Raw genomic sequence first — 20,431 nt, forward strand, 5'->3', positions numbered from 1 at the left:
TATTAGCGTCGGCGTAATTTAACCACCTACGGGTCGGTCGTCATAGCCATTTCAGAGTCAGTCTAAAATGACCAATACAACAGTCAGCTTTGTTGACCAATAACCCAGCTTCGGCTGTTAGTTAGCCTTATCTAAACACTATTTATCTTCATTGTTCAGATTGTCAACCTGAACATTTACTACTTTGAGCTTCCGGCCACGGTAACTTTTTCCCTTAAGGTTAAAGACTATGGCGTTATCAAATATACGGTCCAGTGAGCAGAGAAGAGCATCTTCCTCCTCAAAGCACTCCTTCCACTGGGATGGCTGCTTATTACTTGTAAATACCGTATTGAACATGCCCTCTTTATTATACCGTCTGTCAATTACATCAAAGAATAGCATTGTATTTTCCTTGTCGAATTTACAATGGCCAATCTCATCTATAATTAGACATTGGTATCTAACAAGGGTATTAACACAGCTGGCTGTTGAACCGGATTTTCTTGCTCTGTTGAATTTATCCCTCAGCTCAGTTGCCTTAATAAAATATACTTTTATTCTGCGCTGCGCGCATTCATAACCATATGCTTGGGCAAGATGAGTTTTACCAATACCAGGTGGGCCTACAAATGTAATATTGGAGCCAGAGTAAAGTGTTGCCAAACTGCTTATGCCTTTTATACGCTCCACATCCTGTCCCCTTATACGTGTGAAGTCGAAGTTATCAAAGGTTTTCGGAGCACTTTTAGGCAATCTGCTTTTGTTTAATATATCCTGAACCATGGCTGCATCTTTTTTAGTCGAAAGATACGTGAAAAGATGTGACAAGGCTTCCATTGTTTCTGCTGTATAGTTTCCATCCACGGCAATCTTTGCAAGCTCAGCTCCGCAGAGATCAATCTTGAGGTTTACACAACAGTCATTAATATTTTCAAACATATCAGTCATTCCACATATCCTCCGTATCACCGAAATTGAATTTATCGAATGTTACAGAGCTTTCATGAGGAAGCTGACGTATAGTGGTTTTTACTTTTGCTGTAGGAAATTCTTCAGGTTGTTCAATATTTTCATACTGTCCAATACAAAATGAATCCTTACGGCTCCATGTAACATCATGAGTAGTAAGGTGCTGCTTTAAGTCATCTGAATAGATGTATAGCTTGTCACCCTGCCTCATCACCCTTGCAAGCCTCCTGGTATAGGTATATGGTACACCAAAGCGCCTGCTCTCATAGTTTACAAAGCCATCGAAGCTAATCGTTCGAAGCGGTGCTAAATAAAATTTAAGGTTATCGCTGAGCTCCAGTGCATGAAGAAAGCATGAACATTTTGTTGCATGTATATCAGCAGGTTTGCCCTCAAGAAATGTACGGTAAACGTTATTCTTGTTATCACACCAATTAAGTGCTGCCATATTGAGGTCAGTTATGTTCAGAAATTCCCTTCCTGCAAGGAAGTTATCCTTTACGAACCTGACTAGGCGCTCCACACGTCCCTTGGTAAATGGATGTCTGGGCTTACATAGCTTGGTCTTAAAGCCAACAGTATTCATAAAGTCTTCATAGTCATTGTTCCAGATAGGATGGCCTTCAATATCGCGTTTTAAAACAACACTTTTCATGTTGTCTGTAAGGATATATTCCGGAACCCCAAGCCGGTCAAATGCCCTTACCAGACCAATGAATAGATTCTCCTGTTTGGCACTGGAGAAAAACTCTATATAGGCTGAGCAGCAGTGGTGGCAAACAACGGCAAAGCATGCTACTTGGTATTCTTTGCCCAATGGATCAACAACCTTGGTAAAGCCCCAGTCCATCTGGAATGCTTCTCCTGGTTGTGTGTTATACCGTCTACCACGACTGCCTTGAGGGGCCACTAAAATACGTTTAGCAGGAACAAGGTCTTTATTGCTGGATATATAGTTTTTTACAATAGTAAGACCGCCAGTGAAACCTTCTTTCTTAAGCTCGGAGAAGATAACAGCTGAGTTTGTTACTCCTTGCTTCAAGTACGTATTAATAACTTCTTTAAACGCATCAAGTTTCCCTTTACGCTTAACACATGGTAATTTAGATTTGATACCGTTTTGGAAGCCATTCTTTTTTAGAGTACGCAGCTTGCTGCGAGATAATCCAGTTAATCTGCCAAGCTCTGCAAGATTTACCTTATCTAAAGGTATATTGTGGCCTGCTTTGGCTTCCATTACTTCTAAGGCTTGTGCTATAATTGGCACTAAGCCATTACCTTTTATATCATTCAAATTGTCTCCTTCCAGCTGGGTTAATTGGTCACTATCCAGTTTAGAGGAAACGAATGAAAAAAGGAATGGCTATTTATATACCGACTAAAATTGGTGAATTTTGACCGACCCTGAGTGGCTAATTTCGGCCGACTCTAACAAAATGCCTAATGTCGTTGATAAATTTACTCCTACATACGATTTGGATGCGTTTAAAAGGTCTAAAATCGAAATTAAAATAGCTGCAATGCGTGGAGCGGCGGCTCTAGGGTTTGGTCGAACAGATATATATGCTGCAATAAAGACCATGAATAAAACGCACTTTTATAAGTCAATGACATCATATCAAAATCATCGAATTTGGCAGGATGTTTATCATGTTCCATACTCTGGCATTACGTTGTATATAAAATTCACTAAAGGAACGCTTACTGAATTTACTCTTCTATCCTTTAAAGAGAAGTGAGGTGTTATACATGGAAAACGTAAAATATGATGTTGAAACCGGCGAGAAGTTAATTCGTGATGTGCGAGAAGTCACAATAACTTATCAAGGTTATAGTAAAACCTTTCCAATGCCTGGCTGGTACCCTGAGGGCAATGATGAGGGCACATTTACTGATGATGACATGAAAACCTATGATAGGGCATTAAATCAATTAAAGGCAGAGGCGGAAAATTTATTACTTCCTACGGATATTCGTGCCATTCGCAAGAAATTAAAACTCACGCAGGTACAGGCCGGAACCATATTAGGTGGAGGAAAAAAAGCTTTTCAAAAATATGAAAGTGGTGAAATACTCCCCAGCAGAGCTATTTCAAATCTATTAAAGATTCTTTCCAAGGAACCAAGTTTATTAAATTTATTGTAATAGTACACACGAAAACTAAATTAATTCTTCTAAAAAACTGAGACAGCCTCGCGGCTGTCTCTTTTTATTATGAAAAAACTACTACTAAAAGTATAGTTTTTTCATTCCATTGAAAAAACTATGAAAAATACTTATGTTTCGGTCAACTTATTTGATGCATATTACTCAAACAAGTTTGAAGGCATTTTTTACAGCACGAAAAAAACGGGATTGCTTATGTACCAAGGGGCACAAAACAATCCCGTCGTTTTTAGAACACTATATTAAAATGGGGGGTAGAAATAACTGGATGCTTGCCGTATAATTAGCTTGTATATTAAAGGCAAATAGCTAAAGCAGTTCCTACCACCAAAGCTGCAAAGGTACCAATGCGTAACTCGTGAATACCAAGGCGATAGCTGAGATCACTCTCTTTTACAGAGTGGAAAGCCTCACCCTCCAAGAAACTATAATGATGGGTATTAACGTTCATTAACAAACGCTCCATGTTGGAAAGTCTTACTGCTGCTTTCATGGCTGATTCCTCCTTTAAAAATTCTATTGTTTTCTTATTGTGATTACATTATATATTGTAAAATCTGAGCTTTCTGCCTTTTATACGACAAAAAATGTTCTCTATGCGACAGAAAAGGGAGATTTTTTATGATTAAGAAAATGACTACAATCCGTATAATGGCGGACAAGGAAAAAGAGCAAATGCATGACAATCCCCTTTTTCCTTGTAGCAGTTATTGCATTGAATGGAATAGAGGAGGTATTCAATCATTACCATGGCATTGGCATCGTGAGCTGGAATTTATGTATGTTTCATCTGGCCGCGCTGTAGTTGAATATGCAGGTAAAAGGGCAATAGTAGAAGCAGGAAATGGCTTTTTTTGCAATTCCAGGGTATTGCACAGATATGCGCTGGATGGGGAACGGTGTCAGCTATATTGCATCTTGTTTGATGAGAAATTCATAAGCGGTGGCATTGCAAATGTTATTTATAAAAAATATGTTAAGCCAATTGTCACCGATGAAATGTTTTCAGGGAAATATTTACACACCGATGTAAAAAGGGAACGGGATGTCATAATTAATATAAGAAGAGCATTTATTGCTGCCCAAAAAGAAATTTTCGGCTTTGAGCTTGATCTTAGGTATAATATAGGCAAAGCCTTGGCTATATTAAGTGACCATCCAACAGCTTCAAGGATAGGCTATACAACACCACAAATGGAAAGAATAAAGCTGATGGTGGACTATATTCATGGTCATTATGGTGATCAGATATCTGTTGAGGATTTGGCAGCTCAGGCTGGAATAAGTGAGCGGGAGGCCCAGCGGTGTTTCCAGTCCATATTCAATATGTCGCCACGTCAGTATATACAAAATTACCGGTTACAGGTGGCCGAGGAAATGCTTTTGGAATCCAATGAGTCAATTCTATCTATTGGCATGGCATGTGGATATTATAACCCAAGTCATTTCAGCAAGGCCTTTCGCTTGTATAGGGGCTGCAGTCCCCATGCATTTAGGCAGCAAAACAGTTAATACAATGCTAACTACATATTAAGGAGAAAAGTGGAAATGATTGTAGAAATAATTAGTGTGGGAACAGAGCTCCTTTTGGGCAATATCGTCAATACAAATGCTCAGTTTATCTCAAAGGAGCTGGCAAAGCTGGGTATGGAATGCTACTACCAGACTGTGGTGGGAGACAATCCTGACCGGATAAAAAGTGCTTTGGATGTGGCCTTTTCCCGTGGTGACATGGTTATTCTCACTGGTGGTTTGGGACCTACCAAGGATGACCTTACCAAGGAAATGCTTATGGACTATTTTCATAAGGAAGTTGTTCTTGATGAAAAGGCTTGGGAAATGATGAAGGAACGCATGACCCGCAGTGGCTTTACCCAGTTCAGTGACAGCCAGAAAAAGCAGGCCTACGTACCAAAGAATTCCATTATAATGTACAATCATAACGGTACTGCACCCGGCTGTATTATGGAAAATAATGGCAAGTATTGTATGCTGTTTCCGGGGCCTCCAAAGGAAATGCAGCCAATGTTTAAGGAATATGGCGTACCTTATCTCCGGAAATTTAGTGATAAGGTATTTGTTTCTATGGATATAAAAATGATGAGCCGTGATGAAGTATCGGTAACAATCGTTGGTGAAGGACCATGTGCTGAGCGGTTAGGTGACCTGTGCGACAACGAAAATCCAACGGTAGCCACTTATGCCAAAGAGGATGGCTGTCTTATTCGCATAACTGCAGCAGCTCAAAATCGTGAAGAGGCACTAAAGCTAATCGAGCCAATCCTTGAAAAGTGTAAAAAGGCCTTGGGAGAAAAATATATAAAGAAGGTATTTGAGGATAAATAATATTATCCATGTAAAAGATTACATTTTTTCATATTTTTTGTTGACACGGATATATGAAATGACTATAATATCAATTGTTGCGTAAAGCAAATGACTCACTAGCTCAACTGGTAGAGCATCTGACTCTTAATCAGCAGGTTCGGGGTTCGAGTCCCCGGTGGGTCACCATTGAAAATATTACAGGTTGTTTTGCAGCCTGTTTCTATGACTCACTAGCTCAACTGGTAGAGCATCTGACTCTTAATCAGCAGGTTCGGGGTTCGAGTCCCCGGTGGGTCACCATTATGAATCATTACAGGTTGGATATCTTCCAGCCTTTTTTTTGTATATGAAAGGTGATTGTATGAAGATTCTTATTACTAATGATGATGGTGTTATGTCCCCGGGAATTGAAGCCCTGGTTAAGCACCTGTACAAGGAGCATGAGGTTATTGTGGCAGCCCCTGCAAGCCAGCAGAGTGCCAAGGCTCATGCCATTACTGTGGGACAGCGTATTTATATTGATGAATATGAGCCACTTATTGAAAAATATGGTATCAAGGCCTATGGTATCGCTGGAACCCCGGCAGACAGCGTTAAGCTGTATCTAGAAGGGGTGCTGCAGAATAATGAGGAGGAGTATCCTGATCTCGTTATTTCTGGAATCAATGATGGTTCTAATCTGGGGACTGATTTAATTTATTCGGGAACAGTTGGTGCTGCTAAGGAAGGCTTTATTCATAATATCCGCTCTATTGCAGTTTCTCTTAGCTATAACCCTATTATGACCTTTGATGAGGTGGCTAGAGAGCTGGTAAAGAAGCTGCCGGATATTTTGAATATGGAAAGAGAGGAGAAGGAATACCTTCTCAATATTAATTTTCCTGTTAAGTTAGCCAAGGATTTCAAGTGGCTGTGGGCATATCAGGGCATCAGAAATTATGAAAATGCCTATATTCCGCGGACCGATGCGGATGGAAGAATCTATTATGTTGTGGAAGGGAATATTATAGATGAAGGCAACAGCCCTATTTCTGATGTGGTTCTTTGTAATCAGGGCAATGTTACAGTTACCCCAATCCGCCTTAAGGTGGCGGATCACAAATACCTTTCAGATGTGGCAGGAAAAGAGTTGTAAAGGTTGCATCAGGAAAATCTTTATAAAAGTCACAATACATGTTATAATGAAACGTCGGATACCTCATCCGTCAACTTCGTTGACACCGACGGCGAAGCATAGTCCTTTAGGGCTTCCCCGTAGGGGAGGGCTTATCTTTTGTAAATTATTAGGAGGCGTATCATGGAATCTAAAATTAAAGACATTAAGTTAGCACCTTCTGGTCATGATAAAATCAACTGGGTAAAGAATTTTATGCCTGTTATGAAGGCTGTAAATGATGAATATTCTGTTTCCAAGCCATTTGCCGGCAAGCGTATGGTTATGACCATGCATCTGGAGGCAAAGACTGCATATTTGGCTCTTGTACTTAAAAATGCCGGTGCTGAGGTTATTGCCACTGCATCCAATCCATTATCCACTCAGGATGATGTATGTGCTGCTTTGGTTGAGGAAGGCGTAACTGTATTGGCTCATCATGGCTGCACCATGGAGGAATACGACAAGTATATTGATATGGCACTGGACACTGAGCCTGATATCATTATGGATGATGGTGGCGATTTGATTTATCGTCTCCACAATGACCGCCGTGAGCTGCTGCCAAAGATTATTGGCGGCTCCGAGGAAACCACCACAGGTGTTCTTCGTGACAAGGCACTGGAAGCTGCTGGCAAGCTGGAGTTCCCTATGATGGCTGCCAATGATGCTTATTGTAAGTACCTCTTTGATAACCGTTATGGTACTGGCCAGTCCACCTGGGAGGGCATCATGCGTGCCACAAATCTGGTAATTTCCGGTAAGACCGTTGTTATCGCTGGTTATGGCTGGGGTGGCAAGGGGGGGGCTATGCGTGCCAAGGGTCTTGGTGCCAATGTTATCATTACTGAGGTTGATCCAGTAAAGGCTATTGAGGCTGTATTTGATGGCTTCCGCGTAATGCCTATGGATGAGGCTGCCAAGATTGGTGATATTTTCCTTACACTGACTGGTGATAAGGATGTTATCCGTGAGCGTCATTTTGCTTCCATGAAGAATGGTGCTGTAATGTGTAATTCCGGCCACTTTGATGTAGAGATTAACATCCCTGAGCTGCAGGCCATGACTGAGTCCCGCAAGCAGGTGAAGGAAGGCATTGAGGAATTTAAGTTTGCTGATGGTAAGAAGCTGTATCTCCTTGGTGAGGGCCGTCTTGTAAACCTGGCCTGTGGCGATGGTCATCCAGCTGAAATTATGGACCTTTCCTGGGGCGTTCAGTTCTTCTCAGCCCTGTACATTCTCGAAAATCATGAGAAGCTGGAAAATAAGGTATATGTATTGCCAGAGGAAATCGATCAGAAGATTGCGAAAATCAAGCTGGCTGCCATGGGCATCGAAATTGATGAGCTGACTCCTGAACAGTACGCTTATCTGCATCAGTGCTAATTAAATGAGACTTATTTAAAATAATTAATAGGCTTCTAAGGATTTTAGGAGCCTATTTTCTTATTGAAAGGATGGTGCCTTTTTTATGAAGGTATTATTATTAACTTTATTGTGCCTTTTATTTATTTTAAAGGGATCTCTGGTGGCTGAGGCCGCTGCCCCTAATGAAAAAAATCCCTTCTGGCAGGATAAGCTGAACCAATACAGTGAGATATCCTGTGTTCAGCAGGTGATTTTCGTACAGTACAAGGGGGACAGCAAGGCTGATGTAAAGCTGTATGAAAAGGATGATGAGCAAAAATGGAATATGGTATTGAAGTGTGAGGGCTTTGTAGGAGAAAATGGTTTAGGCAAGACCAAGGAGGGAGATAGGAAAACTCCAAAGGGGGATTTCGGTATTTTTACCGCCGGTGGTATAGAGCCTAATCCTGGCACCAAGGCTGATTACCTTCTTTTTGACGAGCATATTTTCTGCGCTGATGGGCCTTATTATAATAAGCTGATTGACGACCGTAAAATTCCTAAGAAGGTATTGGAAAAGCTGGATTTGGACCCTATGAACAATGGGGCACCACAGTTTAATTATGGTTTATTTTTAACCTATAACCGTGAGTGTGTTCCTGGGTTGGGTTCCTATATTTTTATCCACTGCATGGGAGAATACGATTATACCTTAGGTTGTATCGCTGTCAGTGAGAAAAACATGATAAAAATTTTGCAGCATGTGGATAACAATGTTCGGGTTTGCATTTATCCAGCATAAAGAGGCAATTTCATGGATGAGTTTGATTTATTGGAAGATGAATTAAGGGGTATGGTGGGGAACCACTATACCCAGGTTCCAGGGTTGGGAGCCGTGCTTATAAAGGGTGGTAAGCCGGTATTTAGCTTTTGTGGGGGATATGCCACTTTTGGTAAGGAGCAAAAGCTGTTTAAGGCAGATTCTCTTTTTCGCATAGCCTCTGTATCCAAGCAATTTACTATTTACGCAATTATGAAGCTGGTGGAGGCTGAAGCAATAGGTCTTGATGACGATATCAGTGATTATTTGGGATTTCCTCTGCGTCATCCTGATTTTCCAGAGGTTAAAATTACGGTGAGAATGTTGGCCAATCATACCTCTGGTCTTAGGGATGGTGTAGTTTACTGCATTCCCCCTGGCTATTCAGTGATGGCGTTTTTTGTTCCTGAGGGAAAATTTTATGAGGATGGGGCCCATTTTTCCCCTGCAAGCGAGCCTGTGGGGGAGTTTTTCTGTTATTGCAACCTCAATTATGGCCTTTTGGGCACTATTATTGAGGCAGTAACTCATGAGCGTTTTGATTATTATTTACAAAATAATATCTTAAAGGAATTAGATATCATCGGAGGCTATTTGCCGGGGAATTTGTCTGCCACGGAATTTGCCAGTCTGGGTACCCTGTATCAGAAAAAGGATATTGGGGGAATATGGCGGGACGATATGCCATGGCGGCCTGTTATGGATTTCTATAATGGTATCAAGCCTGCCAGGGACACGGTTACAATGCAAAATCCTTATGCCATAAATGACGATCCAAGGGTATATTCATTAGAAAATTATGTTCCGGGTACTAATGCAACCTTCTTTGCACCTCAGGGGGGACTCCGTATTTCCCTGGAGGGTATGTTCAATGCTTTGGTAATGCTGATGAATAAGGGGACATTTAGGGAGAAGCAATTTTTATCTGAGACTTCCGTTAATGAAATGACAAAGGCCCAGTGGAGCTATGATGGCAGTAATGGTGATACTGCTGATGATACGCTTCTGTCCTATGGCTTGGGGCTATATCAGATAAGGGGAGATTCTTCTGCCAGAGTATGTCAGCATCACGATATTTTTCTGGTGGGTCATACTGGTCAGGCCTTTGGCCTTTATTCCGGAATGTTTTATGTACCGGGGACTAAGGATGGCTTTGTGTATATTATGAATGGTGAGGGTATGGCCGAGGAAGATGAGCGGAGCCACGGCGAGTTCAGCAATAACTTTATCTGGGAAGAAAAGGTTATGGACGCTCTTTGTCATGCTTTTTAAATAACATTTTGGGGAGGAAGCCAAAGTGCTTAATTATTTGGGTAAAAGATTAATAAATTCCATAATTGTACTGTGGATAGTAATGACGGTTACTTTTTTGCTGATGCACGCCATACCAGGTGGACCCTTTACCGCAGAAAAGAATCTGCCTCCTGCTGTGCAGGCCAATATTGAGGCCCGTTACAAGCTAAATGACCCATTGTCCACCCAGTATATGGATTATGTGGAGAATATTCTTCATGGTGATTTGGGGCCATCCTTTAAATATGTGGGCCGCTCTGTCAATGATATTATTGGGGAGAGCTTCCCTGTGTCCTTTGAGCTGGGCATGGAGGCCATTCTTATCTCTTTATTGCTGGGGATTCCAGCGGGAGTGCTGGCAGCCTATCGGCGAAATAACTGGCAGGACCGCACTGTTAATTTATTGACAACCATCGGTATTGCAGTGCCGGGCTTTGTGCTGGCAGCTCTTATGGTGGAGATTTTTGCCATGAAGCTGGGACTGCTTCCAGCTGCCATGTGGATTGACTGGAAAAGCCGTATCCTGCCTGCCTTTGCCCTTGCAGCAATGCCAATGGCCTTCATTACAAGGCTGACCCGCTCCAGCATGCTGGAGGTTTTGGGACAGGATTATATTAAAACTGCCAAAGCAAAGGGACTGGGGACAAGCTATATTCTCTTTAAGCACGCTTTGCCAAATGCCCTTATTCCCGTGGTTACCTATATCGGCCCAATGGTTGCCAGTATTTTGACAGGCTCCTTTGTTATTGAGACCATATTTGCCATTCCGGGACTGGGCAGCTATTTTGTAACTTCAATATATAATCGTGATTATACAGTAATTTTGGGTGTAACTATATTCTATAGTGCTATTATTATCCTGATGAATATGCTTGTGGATATAATTTATCCTATGCTGGATCCACGTATTAAAATTGGGGAGAAGGAGGATTAAGGATGAATAAGGAATATGATTTTTCTCCTCTGAGCAAATCTGAGATGGCTATGGCTGTGGAGTCAGAACAGGCACCATCCATGGGATATTGGCAGGACGCCTGGATTCGTCTGAAGAAGGACAAGGCTGCCATGCTGGGTATGGGATTCATTGTATTAATGATGGTGGCTGCTATTTTTATACCTATGTTCTCCAGCATTTCCTATGAGGATCAGGATTTTGCCAGAACTAATATGGCACCAACCATGGAGCATCTTTTCGGGACCGATAATCTTGGAAGGGATATGCTTATCCGCGTCCTTTATGGTGCCCGCATTTCCTTGTCCATCGGTGTGGTGGCCTCTTTGATTAATCTCTTTATTGGAGTACTTTATGGTGGCATTTCCGGCTTTGTGGGTGGGCGAACGGACCGAATTATGATGAATATCGTGGATATTCTCTATAGTGTGCCAACCCTTTTGTATGTAATTTTGTTAATGGTGGTTTTTAAACCGGGACTTCTTAATATTTATATTGCCCTTGGTATAAGCTATTGGCTGCAAATGGCCCGAATTGTCCGTGGAGAAGTGCTGAAAATCAAGGAGCAGGAATTTGTGCTGGCGTCACGCAGCATGGGAGCAAGTCCCGCCCGTATTCTCATGAAGCATCTTATACCAAATTCCTTAGGGGTTATTATAGTATCTTTGAGTCTTTCAATTCCGGATGCTATTTTTACCGAGGCCTTTTTGAGCTTTATCGGCCTGGGTGTTTCTGCGCCAATGGCCAGCTGGGGTGTTCTTTGCTCCGATGGTATTAATACTTTGGGAGCATATCCATTTCAGTTATTTTTCCCTGCTGTGGCCATCAGCTTAACCATGTTGGCCTTTAATTTCTTCAGTGATGGTCTGCGGGATGCCCTGGACCCTAAAATGCGCCGTTAAAGGGGGAGCTTGAAGATGATTTTAGAAATAAATAATTTATCAGTTGGCTTCCATACCTATCGGGGAGATGTAAGGGCAGTCCGTGGTGTAACCTTTAATGTGAATGAGGGTGAAATCGTCGGTATTGTGGGGGAATCCGGCTGTGGTAAAAGCGTTACTGCCCATGCAGTAATGGGGCTTTTGCCAGAGGAAAACTCCTTTATAAATCAAGGCAACATAAAATTATTAGGTGAAGATATTACCAATAAGTCCAATAAAGAAATGGCCAAGCTCCGTGGTACATCAATGGCTATGATTTTTCAGGATCCAATGACTTCATTAAATCCTGTATTGACCATTGGACAACAAATGACGGAGGGTATTATTAAATCCAAGGGGTTAAACAAAAAGGATGCCCATGAGGAAGCCCTGGCTCTTTTAAAGAGGGTGGGAATTCCCAAGGCAGAGGAACGTATGAAGGCTTACCCACATGAATTCAGCGGTGGTATGCGTCAACGTGTAATGATAGCTATGGCGCTTATTTGTAAGCCAAAGCTGTTGTTTGCAGATGAGCCAACCACAGCATTGGATGTAACTATACAGGCCCAGATATTGGAATTATTGGATGAGCTTCGCCGTGAAATGAAGATGTCCATAGTATTGGTTTCTCATGATTTGGGAGTTATTGCCCGTATTTGTGACAGAGTAAATGTTATGTATGCTGGCCGTATCGTGGAGTCCGGCCCGGTAGGTGAAATTTTCCATAACCCACAGCATCCGTATACCAGGGGCCTTTTAAACTCTCTGCCAAGGGTGGATAAGGTGGATGATACTGAGCTGCCTGTTATTGAGGGCCATCCTCCTGATTTGCTATATGATATTAAGGGGTGCAGCTTTGCCCCTAGATGTGGCGAGGCTATGAAGGTTTGTGCTGCTTGTCGCCCAAATAATGAAAATATGGGTAAGGAGCATTGTGTGGAATGTTGGCTTCCAGCCCGTGACAGAGAGGAGGGGCACCATGAATAATACAGAAATCCCAAATAACAAGCCCTTGCTTTCCGTTAAAAATTTAAAGAAGCATTTTGTCACCAAGAAGAATTTCTTTGGTCATCCCAAGGAATACGCCTATGCATTAAATGGTATATCCTTTGATATTAATAAAGGTGAGACCATGGGACTGGTGGGCGAGTCCGGCTGCGGCAAAACAACAGCCGGCAGAACCATAATGGGTATATACAAGCCTACTGCCGGTGAGGTTTATCTCCATGGTGAGAAGTTGGATTTATCCAAGGGACCGGAGAAACGCATCCAGATGATTTTTCAGGACCCTTATGCTTGCCTTAATCCTCGCATGACCGTAGGTGAAATCATCGGTGAGCCACTGGAAATTAATAATGTCTATGATGATAACAAGGCAAAGCAGCAACGTGTATATGAGCTTCTGGAGCTGGTGGGTCTTAGCAGGGAGCAGGCTAATCGTTTTCCCCATGAGTTTAGTGGCGGGCAAAGACAGCGAATTGGCATTGCCAGAGCTTTGGCGGTAAATCCGGATATTATAATCTGTGATGAGCCTATTTCGGCATTGGATGTTTCCATTCAGGCCCAGGTGGTTAATCTTATGAGAAGATTACAAAAGGAATTGGGACTGACATATCTTTTCATTGCCCATGATTTGGCCATGGTAAAATACATCAGTGACAGGGTGGCTGTTATGTATATGGGAGCTATTATGGAGCTGGCAGCTGCAGAAGAGCTTTATGCGAACCCATTGCATCCATATACTAAGTCACTATTGGCAGCTATTCCGGTGCCAGATCCGGATGTTCGTCAGGATGTTTCCATCATTAAGGGGGAAATCGGAACCGGTGATATGACAGGCTGTCCTTTTGCGCCGCGGTGCAACAAGGCCAGTGATAAGTGCTTTAAGGAGATGCCGGCAATCAAAAATGTTGAAGGTCATCAAATCGCCTGTCATTTAATTTGATTGTGAAGGAAAATTCATATAAATATAGAATAAGGGTACATCAGGAGGGATTTTGAATGAATAAAAAGCTTTTAGGATTAGTTGGTGGAATGCTGTTGGCTTCCACTGTGTTTATGCCTGTTCACGGCTATGCTGCTGAGGTGGCTGATACCAGTTCTGTTGTTAATTCCGCCAAAAGTGTGGATGTAAATGACCCAACAGGATTTGTGGTGCTTTCTGATGTGGTGCCTGATATCATTCAGGAGGTCCGTTATTATTCCACCTACAATTTTGTGGGTGATCGTATCAATGGCTACACTCAGCCAAGTATTCTCATGTCCAGAGAAGCTGCTGAGGCCCTTAAGAAGGTTTCCGATGATATGATTAAGCAGGGCTATCGCCTGAAGGTATATGATGCTTATCGTCCCCAGAGAGCTGTAGATAATTTCGTGGCCTGGGCTGAGAATTTAGATGACAAGCGCATGAAGGATTATTTCTATCCTGAAGTAAACAAAAACAGACTCTTTAAGGATGGTTATATTGATGCCAAATCTGGCCATAGCCGTGGGTCTGCTATTGATTTGACATTGTTTGATATGAAAACAGGCAAGGAAGTAGACATGGGTGGTACCTTTGACCACTTCGGGCTGGAAAGCCATCCAACATGGTGCGGTGACCCTGATACGGGCAAATATACCGGAAAATTTGAGGGCAAGTCAGTTCCTAAAAATGGCAAGATTACCGAGAAGCAGTTCAAGAACCGCATGATTCTCCGTGAGGCTATGATGAAGCACGGCTTCGAGCCTATTGATACCGAGTGGTGGCATTTCTTCCTGAAGAATGAGCCTTATCCAAATATGTATTTCAACTTCATCATTGACGATATGAAGAAATAAAAATAAGCGCGATGTGACGGATTATCCGCCATATCGCGCTTTTTTACGCCTTATTTTATTAAGTCGGCTTAATATTTTAGGCTTTACAAGCCCTTTTCCACAATATCAGCCACCGTCATACACATACCCTTTACAGCCTTTAATGCCATTTCTTTGCCATAAGCACTATCAGCAGCAACGGCAAATTCCGGGGTATGGGCTGCAATATCATCACCGATTTTGATTTCCGGCTGAATGGTTGGGACCACATGACTTACATTTCCCACATCTGTGGAGCCGTCAGCATAATCATCTGGAAAGACCTTTATATCTTCAATACCAAGGCTTGAGAAATTATTCTTGGCATATGTCTCCAGCTTCTTATGATTAACCATGTTTTTGAATAATGGCTCATAGTGGTATAAATCCACCTCTGTGCCGTGCTTATCCGAAATCCTTTTAGCCAGCTCCTTGATTTTTGGAAGCATGGCTTCCTCAAGGTATGTGGTGCTGAGGGAGCGGATGGTGGCTTTCATTACAGCTCTGTCGGGAATAATATTGGGAGCAGTACCTCCCTCGGTGATTATCCTTCCCAGAATATAAGGCTCTGTAAAGGTCTTTTCCAGCTCTGCAAGCTGGGTATAAAAATCCACCAAAGCATCCAAAGCATTGATTCCATGATAATCAGGATCCGCAACATGGGCAGGCTTCCCTTTGAAGGTTATCTGCAGGGGATGAGTGGCGTAGGAGGTACCACCAAAGGTGGTATCACAGCCAGGATGACAGATAAGAGCAGCTGTCAGTCCATCAAATAAGCCAGCTTCGCTCATCATTACCTTGCTGCCAATAGTTTCCTCAGCGGGACAGCCAAAGAGATGAACAGTAATCTTCTCTCTCAGTGCCTTTCCACAGACTATTGAAGCAGTGGTGCTCATGGCAGCAATAAGATTGTGGGCACAGCCATGACCGATTTCTGGCAGGGCATCGTATTCTGCCAAAAAGCCAATGTGAATATCACCATTCCCATAGGAAGCCTGAAAGGCAGTGGGGAATTGGTCCTTCAGAACATCCTCTACAGTGAAGCCTTCATTTTTTAACAGCTCTCGGAGATAAGCGGAGGATTTGACTTCCTCACAGCCTAGCTCCGGGTTTGCATGTATATAATCAGCTATATTATTTAATGTTTCTTTATTATTTTCTGCTAGTGAGCAGAGAAATTCCCTTATATCGGACATATTGAATCCTTATTACTTGTGAGCCTTGATAAGATCAATTACACCCATAGGGGAGCAGTAGTAGCCTGTAAGATTAGGGCTAACTGCAATAACCTGGGAGGTGTAGTACAGCGGAATAATTACACAGTCATCAAAGAGCTTCTTTTCGGCCTGATGCATGAGCTGGGCACGCTTTGCCGGGTCCACCTCTTTATGAACAGCCTTCATGATGGCATTGTATTCAGCATTGTGATACTGGGCATCATTATCCTTGGCTGTAAATACATCAAGGAAGTTCACAGGATCAGCAAAATCAGCAATCCAGTTGGCAGTAGCCACCTGATATTCGCCATTTTCACGGGAAGCATAGAATACCTTTGTTTCCTGATTTGTAAGCTCAACATTAACGCCAAGGGCAGATTTCCACATGGCCTGGATGGATTCAGCAATAGCCTTGTTAGTTTCGTTGGTGTTGTAAAGAATGGTTACAGGCTCTCCATTATATCCGGATGCTGCCAGTAGCTTTTTGGCCTGTGCTGCATCTTCAACCACAAGGGAACCGCTTTCACTGGCAAAGTCCTTGCCATTAACCAGAATATCTGGTGGAATAAAGGTTACAGCAGCCTTTTTGCCATTTTTGACTACCTTTTCAATCATATCTGTGCGGCTTACAGCCATGGCAAAGGCCTTACGAACCTCAACCTTATCAAAAGGTGCCTTGGTTACATTGAACACATAATATGTGGTACCAATCTGTGGCTCAACCTTGTAAAGGCCCTTTTCCTTCAAACGATCCTCATCAGCAGGTGGTGGATCTAAAATAAGGTCAGTCTGGTTGCTTTCCAGCATTGTAAGACGGGTGCTCTTGGACTCGCTGATAGGCATCTTAATAGTGTTGGAAGCAACTACAGAAGGATTCCAGTAATTTTCATTCTTTTCAAGGACAATCTCGCCAGAATGAGCCCATTTGGTAATCTTGAATGGTCCATTGCCTATGATAGTTTCGGCATTGCCTGCCCAGCCATCCTTGTTTGCCTCAACTGCGTGCTTTGGTACTGGATAGAAAGCATGGAATGCGGTGAGGTCAAGGAAGTATGCTGCTGGCTCTGCGAGCTTAACCTGCAGAGTATTATCGTCCACAGCCTTAATGCCTACCTTATCAGCGCTTCCCTTTTCGCTGTTATAATCCTCTGCACCTTCAATGATGAAAAGCATATATGCATTGCCGGAGGCAAGCTGAGGATCCAGTACGCGCTTCCAGGAATATTCAAAATCCTTGGCGGTGAGAGGAGTGCCGTCAGACCATTTTAAATCCTTGCGGAGATGGAAGGTATAGGTAAGTCCGTCAGCAGACACATCCCATTTTTCAGCCAAAGCAGGCTGAGCTACACCCTTTTCGTCAATACGGGTAAGGCCCTCAAAAATAGCCAGCTCCACATCGCTTTCAGAAAGCCCGTAGGTTATGGCCGGGTCAAGGGAGGATGGCTCGTTGGATAGGGCCATGGAAATAGTCTTGGAGTCAGAGGCACTGTTTGAACCACAGCCTCCTGCCATCAAGACAAACATAAATACGGCGAAAATCGCCAATAAAGCTCTTTTTTTCATAGCTTGATCTTGCTCCTTTTGGTTTATATTTTGTTGATTGAAACAACATTGCGTTCATTATAACATCTTTCAATATTATTTAGGAAACAAAAATATCAAAAATGTAAAATTATCAATTAGGCCTTTAATTGACTTCTTTTGGTTAATGAAATATCATAAAATGTAGTGATTTAATAGGGAGAGCGAAAATATAATGACAGACAAGGATTTTTATATTGAGGAAATTTCCCCTGAGCTTTTTGCCAGGATGGAGGGGAAGTCTTTTGCCAAGCATTGTATTTTGCCAGTGGCAGAACTAAGGTATCTTCATTTTCTTCATAAAAACCTTAAGGGAGAAACTCTTGAAGGTGAGATGGTTTGCAATTTTCACATTGCAGAACGGGTTTTGGATATTTTTAAAAAACTCTATGAGTGTGGCTATCCTATGGAGAAGTTCCGTCTTATTGATGAATATGACGCAGATGATGACAAATCCATGGCAGATAACAACGGCTCCTGCTTTAATTTCCGTCTTGTGGCCCACACTAACCGGATTTCCAAGCATGGACTGGGGCTGGCAGTGGACATAAATCCAAGATATAACCCGTATATAAAGCCACTGGATGATGGCAGTATCTATATTGTACCGGAAAATGGAAAGCAGTATTGCGATAGGGACAAGGAATATCCTTATAAAATCGTCAAGGATGATATTTGTGTCCGTCTCTTTGAGGAAAATGGCTTTGAATGGGGCGGTGACTGGGACGTGGAAAAGGACTACCAGCATTTTGAGATTCCACGGGAGCAGATAGAAAAATGGTATCCTGATTATTGATGTTGATTTTAAAGCGTAGAACAAAATGTTTTAGATGGAGGGTAATAAATGAGCAATTTACTTATTAAGGGCGCCCATGTTTTGTTGGATGATTATACCGTTAAAGAGGCTGATATTGCCGTTAAGGACACTGAGATTCTGGCTATTGGCGATATTCCTGCTGATTTTAAGGCAGATCGCACAGTAGACGGCAGCAACCACTTTGCAGCATCGGGCTTTGTTAATGGTCATACCCATGCTTCCATGACCATGCTTAGAAGCTATGGCGATGACATGGAGCTGATGGATTGGCTCAACAACCGCATTTGGCCAACAGAGGCCAAAATGGTGGAAAAGGATATTCGCGTAGGTGGCGAGCTGGCTCTTTTGGAGATGATTAAAACTGGTACTACTGCCTATGCAGATATGTATGGGCCTCACATGGAGTCAGTTATCGAGGCTACCATTAAAGCTGGTATCCGTGGTGTAATTGCCCGGGGTGCCATTGGACTGTTCCCTGCAGGTCGTCAGATACTAGAGGACAATGTTAAGTTATTTGAGAATTATCATGGTGCCGGTGATGGCCTTATTACAATCATGATGGGGGTTCATGCACCATATACCTGTCCACCTGAGTTCTGTGAATACGCAAGGGAGCTGGCTGTAAAGCATCAGATTCCAATTCATATTCACATGAATGAGACCCAGGCAGAAATCAAGCAGATACAGGAGCAGTATGGCAAGCGTCCATTTAAGTACATTGAAGATACTGGCCTCTTTGAGCTGCCAGCTATTGCAGCTCATTGTGTATGGCTGGATGATGAGGACATTGCCATTATGAAGAAGCATAATATTTCTGCTATTCATAATCCAGGCTCCAATATGAAGCTGGCCAGTGGCGTTTCACCTGTTCCTCGCCTTTTGAAGGAGGGGATAAATGTGGCACTGGGTACTGATGGTGCTTCTTCCAATAACAATCTTGATATGCTGGAGGAGGTTCGTCTGGCGGCTATGCTCCACAAGGTAAATGAACTGGATCCATTGGCTGTTCCTGCCAAGGTGGCTCTCCAGCTGGGTACTGAAAACGGAGCCAAGGCCCTTCTGTTGGATAAGGTTGGCAAGCTGACACCTGGCTATAAGGCTGATATTGTGCTTTATGATATGAACCGTGCTGACTGGTGTCCTCGCCATGATTTGGTATCCCTTTTGGTATATTCCGCAAGCTCCAGCTCCGTGGATGCTGTAATCTGTGATGGTAAGGTAATCATGGAAAAGGGTGAGGTCCTTACCCTGGACGAAGAAAGAATTCTCCATGAGGCACAGGAAACAGCTATGGATTTGGTGAACAGATAATGGCTCAAAAGAAATTTTATGCTGTAAAGCAGGGGCGTCAGCCGGGAATTTATACTACATGGGCTGAATGTCAGAAGCAGACCGTGGGTTTTAAGGGTGCCAAGTTCAAGGGCTTTGTCACCAAAGCTGAGGCTGAGGCCTATATGAATGATGAGGAAGTATTATCAGCGCCTGTAGAAGGTGTTGTGGCATACGTTGATGGTTCCTATTTTAACGGGGAATACAGCTGGGGTATGGCTATTTACGAAGACAACCAGTTGATATTCAAGGCAAATGGCAAGGGAACCTCTGAGGAGGCTGCCAAGCTCCATAACGTGGCCGGCGAGGTGGCCGGAGCCATGGAGGCAGTGCTTTGGGCCGAGGCCCAGGGGCTGGAGCACATTACTATATGCCATGATTATGTTGGTATTTCCGAGTGGGCATTGGGCCATTGGAAGACCAATACACCTCTTACTACCCATTATGCAGCCTTTATGAAGGAACGGCGCGGTCTTGTAACCTTTGTAAAGGTGGCCGGACATACCGGGGTAGAGGGAAATGAGCTGGCTGATAAGCTGGCCAAGGCAGCACTTGAAATATAAAAATATAAATGATAAATAGGTCGAGTATTTAGCTTGGCCTATTTTTTTATGTTTTTTCAAAAAAATAAAGGATTTATAATTTTACATGTAGAAATATTCTGAATTGATAGGTATTTATCTTTTTAAGGGTAATGAGCAGGCTTTTTCATTGCCTGC

21 protein-coding genes and 2 tRNA genes are annotated in these 20,431 nt (G+C 42.8%); 18 read left to right on the forward strand and 5 right to left on the reverse strand.

Annotated features, from left to right (window positions below):
• Window positions 1–138 precede the first annotated feature (138 nt).
• Both T355_RS14245 and istA read right to left on the reverse strand, forming a co-directional pair.
• Window positions 139–930: an ATP-binding protein gene (locus T355_RS14245; RefSeq protein WP_051555340.1), complete on the reverse strand. Its 792-nt coding sequence runs from the start codon at window positions 928–930 to the stop codon at window positions 139–141.
• Entirely contained in the window at window positions 923–2,245 is a 1,323-nt protein-coding gene (gene istA, locus T355_RS0110615; protein ID WP_027396481.1) for an IS21 family transposase, read from the reverse strand. Before istA ends, T355_RS14245 begins: the two co-directional genes overlap by 8 nt.
• Window positions 2,246–2,387: 142 nt before the next feature.
• Here istA and T355_RS15625 point away from each other — a divergent pair, with 142 nt between their 5' ends.
• Window positions 2,388–2,690, forward strand: coding sequence for a type II toxin-antitoxin system MqsR family toxin (locus T355_RS15625; RefSeq protein WP_027397739.1), 303 nt, complete (start codon window positions 2,388–2,390; stop codon window positions 2,688–2,690).
• Window positions 2,691–2,700: 10 nt separating this feature from the next.
• Window positions 2,701–3,096 carry a type II toxin-antitoxin system MqsA family antitoxin gene (locus T355_RS0110625; protein WP_027397740.1) on the forward strand — a complete coding sequence of 132 codons (396 nt, stop codon included), beginning with the start codon at window positions 2,701–2,703 and terminating at the stop codon, window positions 3,094–3,096.
• A gap of 316 nt (window positions 3,097–3,412) precedes the next feature.
• On the opposite strand, the gene T355_RS0110630 is transcribed toward T355_RS0110625, so the two are convergent.
• Window positions 3,413–3,610, reverse strand: a complete 198-nt coding sequence (locus tag T355_RS0110630; RefSeq protein WP_027397741.1) for a hypothetical protein — start codon at window positions 3,608–3,610, stop codon at window positions 3,413–3,415.
• A gap of 128 nt (window positions 3,611–3,738) precedes the next feature.
• Here T355_RS0110630 and T355_RS0110635 point away from each other — a divergent pair, with 128 nt between their 5' ends.
• The 13 genes from T355_RS0110635 (at window position 3,739) to T355_RS0110695 (ending at window position 14,750) form a co-directional block, all read left to right on the forward strand.
• Entirely contained in the window at window positions 3,739–4,629 is an 891-nt protein-coding gene (locus tag T355_RS0110635) for an AraC family transcriptional regulator (RefSeq protein ID WP_027397742.1), read from the forward strand.
• A 36-nt stretch (window positions 4,630–4,665) separates the two neighbouring features.
• A complete protein-coding gene (locus tag T355_RS0110640; RefSeq protein WP_027397743.1) occupies window positions 4,666–5,463 on the forward strand; it encodes a molybdopterin-binding protein in 798 nt (265 codons plus the stop codon).
• A gap of 92 nt (window positions 5,464–5,555) precedes the next feature.
• Window positions 5,556–5,631, forward strand: a tRNA-Lys gene (locus T355_RS0110645).
• A gap of 38 nt (window positions 5,632–5,669) precedes the next feature.
• Window positions 5,670–5,745, forward strand: a tRNA-Lys gene (locus T355_RS0110650).
• 61 nt (window positions 5,746–5,806) lie between these two features.
• Window positions 5,807–6,580, forward strand: coding sequence for a 5'/3'-nucleotidase SurE (gene surE, locus T355_RS15050; protein ID WP_027397744.1), 774 nt, complete (start codon window positions 5,807–5,809; stop codon window positions 6,578–6,580).
• A 162-nt stretch (window positions 6,581–6,742) separates the two neighbouring features.
• Entirely contained in the window at window positions 6,743–7,984 is a 1,242-nt protein-coding gene (locus T355_RS0110660; protein WP_027397745.1) for an adenosylhomocysteinase, read from the forward strand.
• An 85-nt stretch (window positions 7,985–8,069) separates the two neighbouring features.
• A complete protein-coding gene (locus T355_RS0110665; RefSeq protein WP_027397746.1) occupies window positions 8,070–8,747 on the forward strand; it encodes a L,D-transpeptidase family protein in 678 nt (225 codons plus the stop codon).
• Between the two features lie 12 nt (window positions 8,748–8,759).
• On the forward strand, window positions 8,760–10,037 hold the full coding sequence (locus T355_RS0110670; protein ID WP_071997205.1) for a serine hydrolase domain-containing protein: 1,278 nt from the start codon (window positions 8,760–8,762) through the stop codon (window positions 10,035–10,037).
• Window positions 10,038–10,062: 25 nt separating this feature from the next.
• Window positions 10,063–10,992 (forward strand): ABC transporter permease, encoded by a 930-nt coding sequence (locus T355_RS0110675; protein ID WP_027397748.1) that lies wholly within the window; start codon window positions 10,063–10,065, stop codon window positions 10,990–10,992.
• Between the two features lie 44 nt (window positions 10,993–11,036).
• Window positions 11,037–11,912 (forward strand): ABC transporter permease, encoded by an 876-nt coding sequence (locus tag T355_RS0110680; RefSeq protein WP_155851718.1) that lies wholly within the window; start codon window positions 11,037–11,039, stop codon window positions 11,910–11,912.
• A 15-nt stretch (window positions 11,913–11,927) separates the two neighbouring features.
• The gene (locus T355_RS0110685) at window positions 11,928–12,917 is read left to right on the forward strand and encodes an ABC transporter ATP-binding protein (protein ID WP_197019580.1); all 990 of its coding nucleotides are present in this window, start codon (window positions 11,928–11,930) and stop codon (window positions 12,915–12,917) included.
• A complete protein-coding gene (locus T355_RS0110690) occupies window positions 12,910–13,875 on the forward strand; it encodes an ABC transporter ATP-binding protein (RefSeq protein ID WP_037330122.1) in 966 nt (321 codons plus the stop codon). The genes T355_RS0110685 and T355_RS0110690 overlap by 8 nt, the downstream gene beginning before the upstream one ends.
• Before the next feature lie 56 nt (window positions 13,876–13,931).
• Window positions 13,932–14,750, forward strand: a complete 819-nt coding sequence (locus tag T355_RS0110695) for a M15 family metallopeptidase (RefSeq protein WP_027397752.1) — start codon at window positions 13,932–13,934, stop codon at window positions 14,748–14,750.
• 83 nt (window positions 14,751–14,833) lie between these two features.
• On the opposite strand, the gene T355_RS0110700 is transcribed toward T355_RS0110695, so the two are convergent.
• Together T355_RS0110700 and T355_RS0110705 are read right to left on the reverse strand one after the other, a co-directional pair.
• Window positions 14,834–15,964 carry an amidohydrolase gene (locus tag T355_RS0110700; protein ID WP_027397753.1) on the reverse strand — a complete coding sequence of 377 codons (1,131 nt, stop codon included), beginning with the start codon at window positions 15,962–15,964 and terminating at the stop codon, window positions 14,834–14,836.
• A 12-nt stretch (window positions 15,965–15,976) separates the two neighbouring features.
• Complete coding sequence (locus tag T355_RS0110705; RefSeq protein ID WP_027397754.1) at window positions 15,977–17,548, reverse strand: peptide ABC transporter substrate-binding protein; 1,572 nt, start codon at window positions 17,546–17,548, stop codon at window positions 15,977–15,979.
• 193 nt (window positions 17,549–17,741) lie between these two features.
• Here T355_RS0110705 and T355_RS14250 point away from each other — a divergent pair, with 193 nt between their 5' ends.
• The 3 genes from T355_RS14250 to T355_RS0110720 are packed head-to-tail and all read left to right on the forward strand — an operon-like array spanning window position 17,742 to window position 20,275.
• Complete coding sequence (locus T355_RS14250; protein WP_037330123.1) at window positions 17,742–18,362, forward strand: M15 family metallopeptidase; 621 nt, start codon at window positions 17,742–17,744, stop codon at window positions 18,360–18,362.
• A gap of 48 nt (window positions 18,363–18,410) precedes the next feature.
• Window positions 18,411–19,694, forward strand: a complete 1,284-nt coding sequence (locus tag T355_RS0110715) for an amidohydrolase (protein ID WP_027397755.1) — start codon at window positions 18,411–18,413, stop codon at window positions 19,692–19,694.
• Complete coding sequence (locus T355_RS0110720; RefSeq protein WP_027397756.1) at window positions 19,694–20,275, forward strand: viroplasmin family protein; 582 nt, start codon at window positions 19,694–19,696, stop codon at window positions 20,273–20,275. Before T355_RS0110715 ends, T355_RS0110720 begins: the two co-directional genes overlap by 1 nt.
• The last annotated feature ends 156 nt before the right edge of the window (window positions 20,276–20,431 follow it).

Origin of the sequence: Anaerovibrio lipolyticus LB2005 (assembly GCF_000621545.1) — a bacterium.
Lineage (GTDB): Bacteria > Bacillota > Negativicutes > Selenomonadales > Selenomonadaceae > Anaerovibrio > Anaerovibrio lipolyticus_A.

Excerpts from the sequence above, each read along its gene's own strand:
- T355_RS0110625 (WP_027397740.1), top strand. The coding sequence starts at position 2,701 with ATGGAAAACGTAAAATATGATGTTGAAACCGGCGAGAAGTTAATTCGT.
- T355_RS14250 (WP_037330123.1), top strand. The coding sequence starts at position 17,742 with ATGACAGACAAGGATTTTTATATTGAGGAAATTTCCCCTGAGCTTTTT.
- T355_RS14245 (WP_051555340.1), bottom strand. The coding sequence starts at position 930 with ATGACTGATATGTTTGAAAATATTAATGACTGTTGTGTAAACCTCAAG.
- T355_RS0110635 (WP_027397742.1), top strand. The coding sequence starts at position 3,739 with ATGATTAAGAAAATGACTACAATCCGTATAATGGCGGACAAGGAAAAA.
- T355_RS0110690 (WP_037330122.1), top strand. The coding sequence starts at position 12,910 with ATGAATAATACAGAAATCCCAAATAACAAGCCCTTGCTTTCCGTTAAA.
- T355_RS0110680 (WP_155851718.1), top strand. The coding sequence starts at position 11,037 with ATGGCTATGGCTGTGGAGTCAGAACAGGCACCATCCATGGGATATTGG.
- T355_RS0110695 (WP_027397752.1), top strand. The coding sequence starts at position 13,932 with ATGAATAAAAAGCTTTTAGGATTAGTTGGTGGAATGCTGTTGGCTTCC.
- T355_RS0110685 (WP_197019580.1), top strand. The coding sequence starts at position 11,928 with ATGATTTTAGAAATAAATAATTTATCAGTTGGCTTCCATACCTATCGG.
- T355_RS0110670 (WP_071997205.1), top strand. The coding sequence starts at position 8,760 with ATGGATGAGTTTGATTTATTGGAAGATGAATTAAGGGGTATGGTGGGG.
- T355_RS0110640 (WP_027397743.1), top strand. The coding sequence starts at position 4,666 with ATGATTGTAGAAATAATTAGTGTGGGAACAGAGCTCCTTTTGGGCAAT.
- T355_RS0110700 (WP_027397753.1), bottom strand. The coding sequence starts at position 15,964 with ATGTCCGATATAAGGGAATTTCTCTGCTCACTAGCAGAAAATAATAAA.
- T355_RS0110665 (WP_027397746.1), top strand. The coding sequence starts at position 8,070 with ATGAAGGTATTATTATTAACTTTATTGTGCCTTTTATTTATTTTAAAG.
- T355_RS0110705 (WP_027397754.1), bottom strand. The coding sequence starts at position 17,548 with ATGAAAAAAAGAGCTTTATTGGCGATTTTCGCCGTATTTATGTTTGTC.
- T355_RS0110660 (WP_027397745.1), top strand. The coding sequence starts at position 6,743 with ATGGAATCTAAAATTAAAGACATTAAGTTAGCACCTTCTGGTCATGAT.
- T355_RS0110715 (WP_027397755.1), top strand. The coding sequence starts at position 18,411 with ATGAGCAATTTACTTATTAAGGGCGCCCATGTTTTGTTGGATGATTAT.
- T355_RS15625 (WP_027397739.1), top strand. The coding sequence starts at position 2,388 with ATGCCTAATGTCGTTGATAAATTTACTCCTACATACGATTTGGATGCG.
- surE (WP_027397744.1), top strand. The coding sequence starts at position 5,807 with ATGAAGATTCTTATTACTAATGATGATGGTGTTATGTCCCCGGGAATT.
- T355_RS0110720 (WP_027397756.1), top strand. The coding sequence starts at position 19,694 with ATGGCTCAAAAGAAATTTTATGCTGTAAAGCAGGGGCGTCAGCCGGGA.
- T355_RS0110630 (WP_027397741.1), bottom strand. The coding sequence starts at position 3,610 with ATGAAAGCAGCAGTAAGACTTTCCAACATGGAGCGTTTGTTAATGAAC.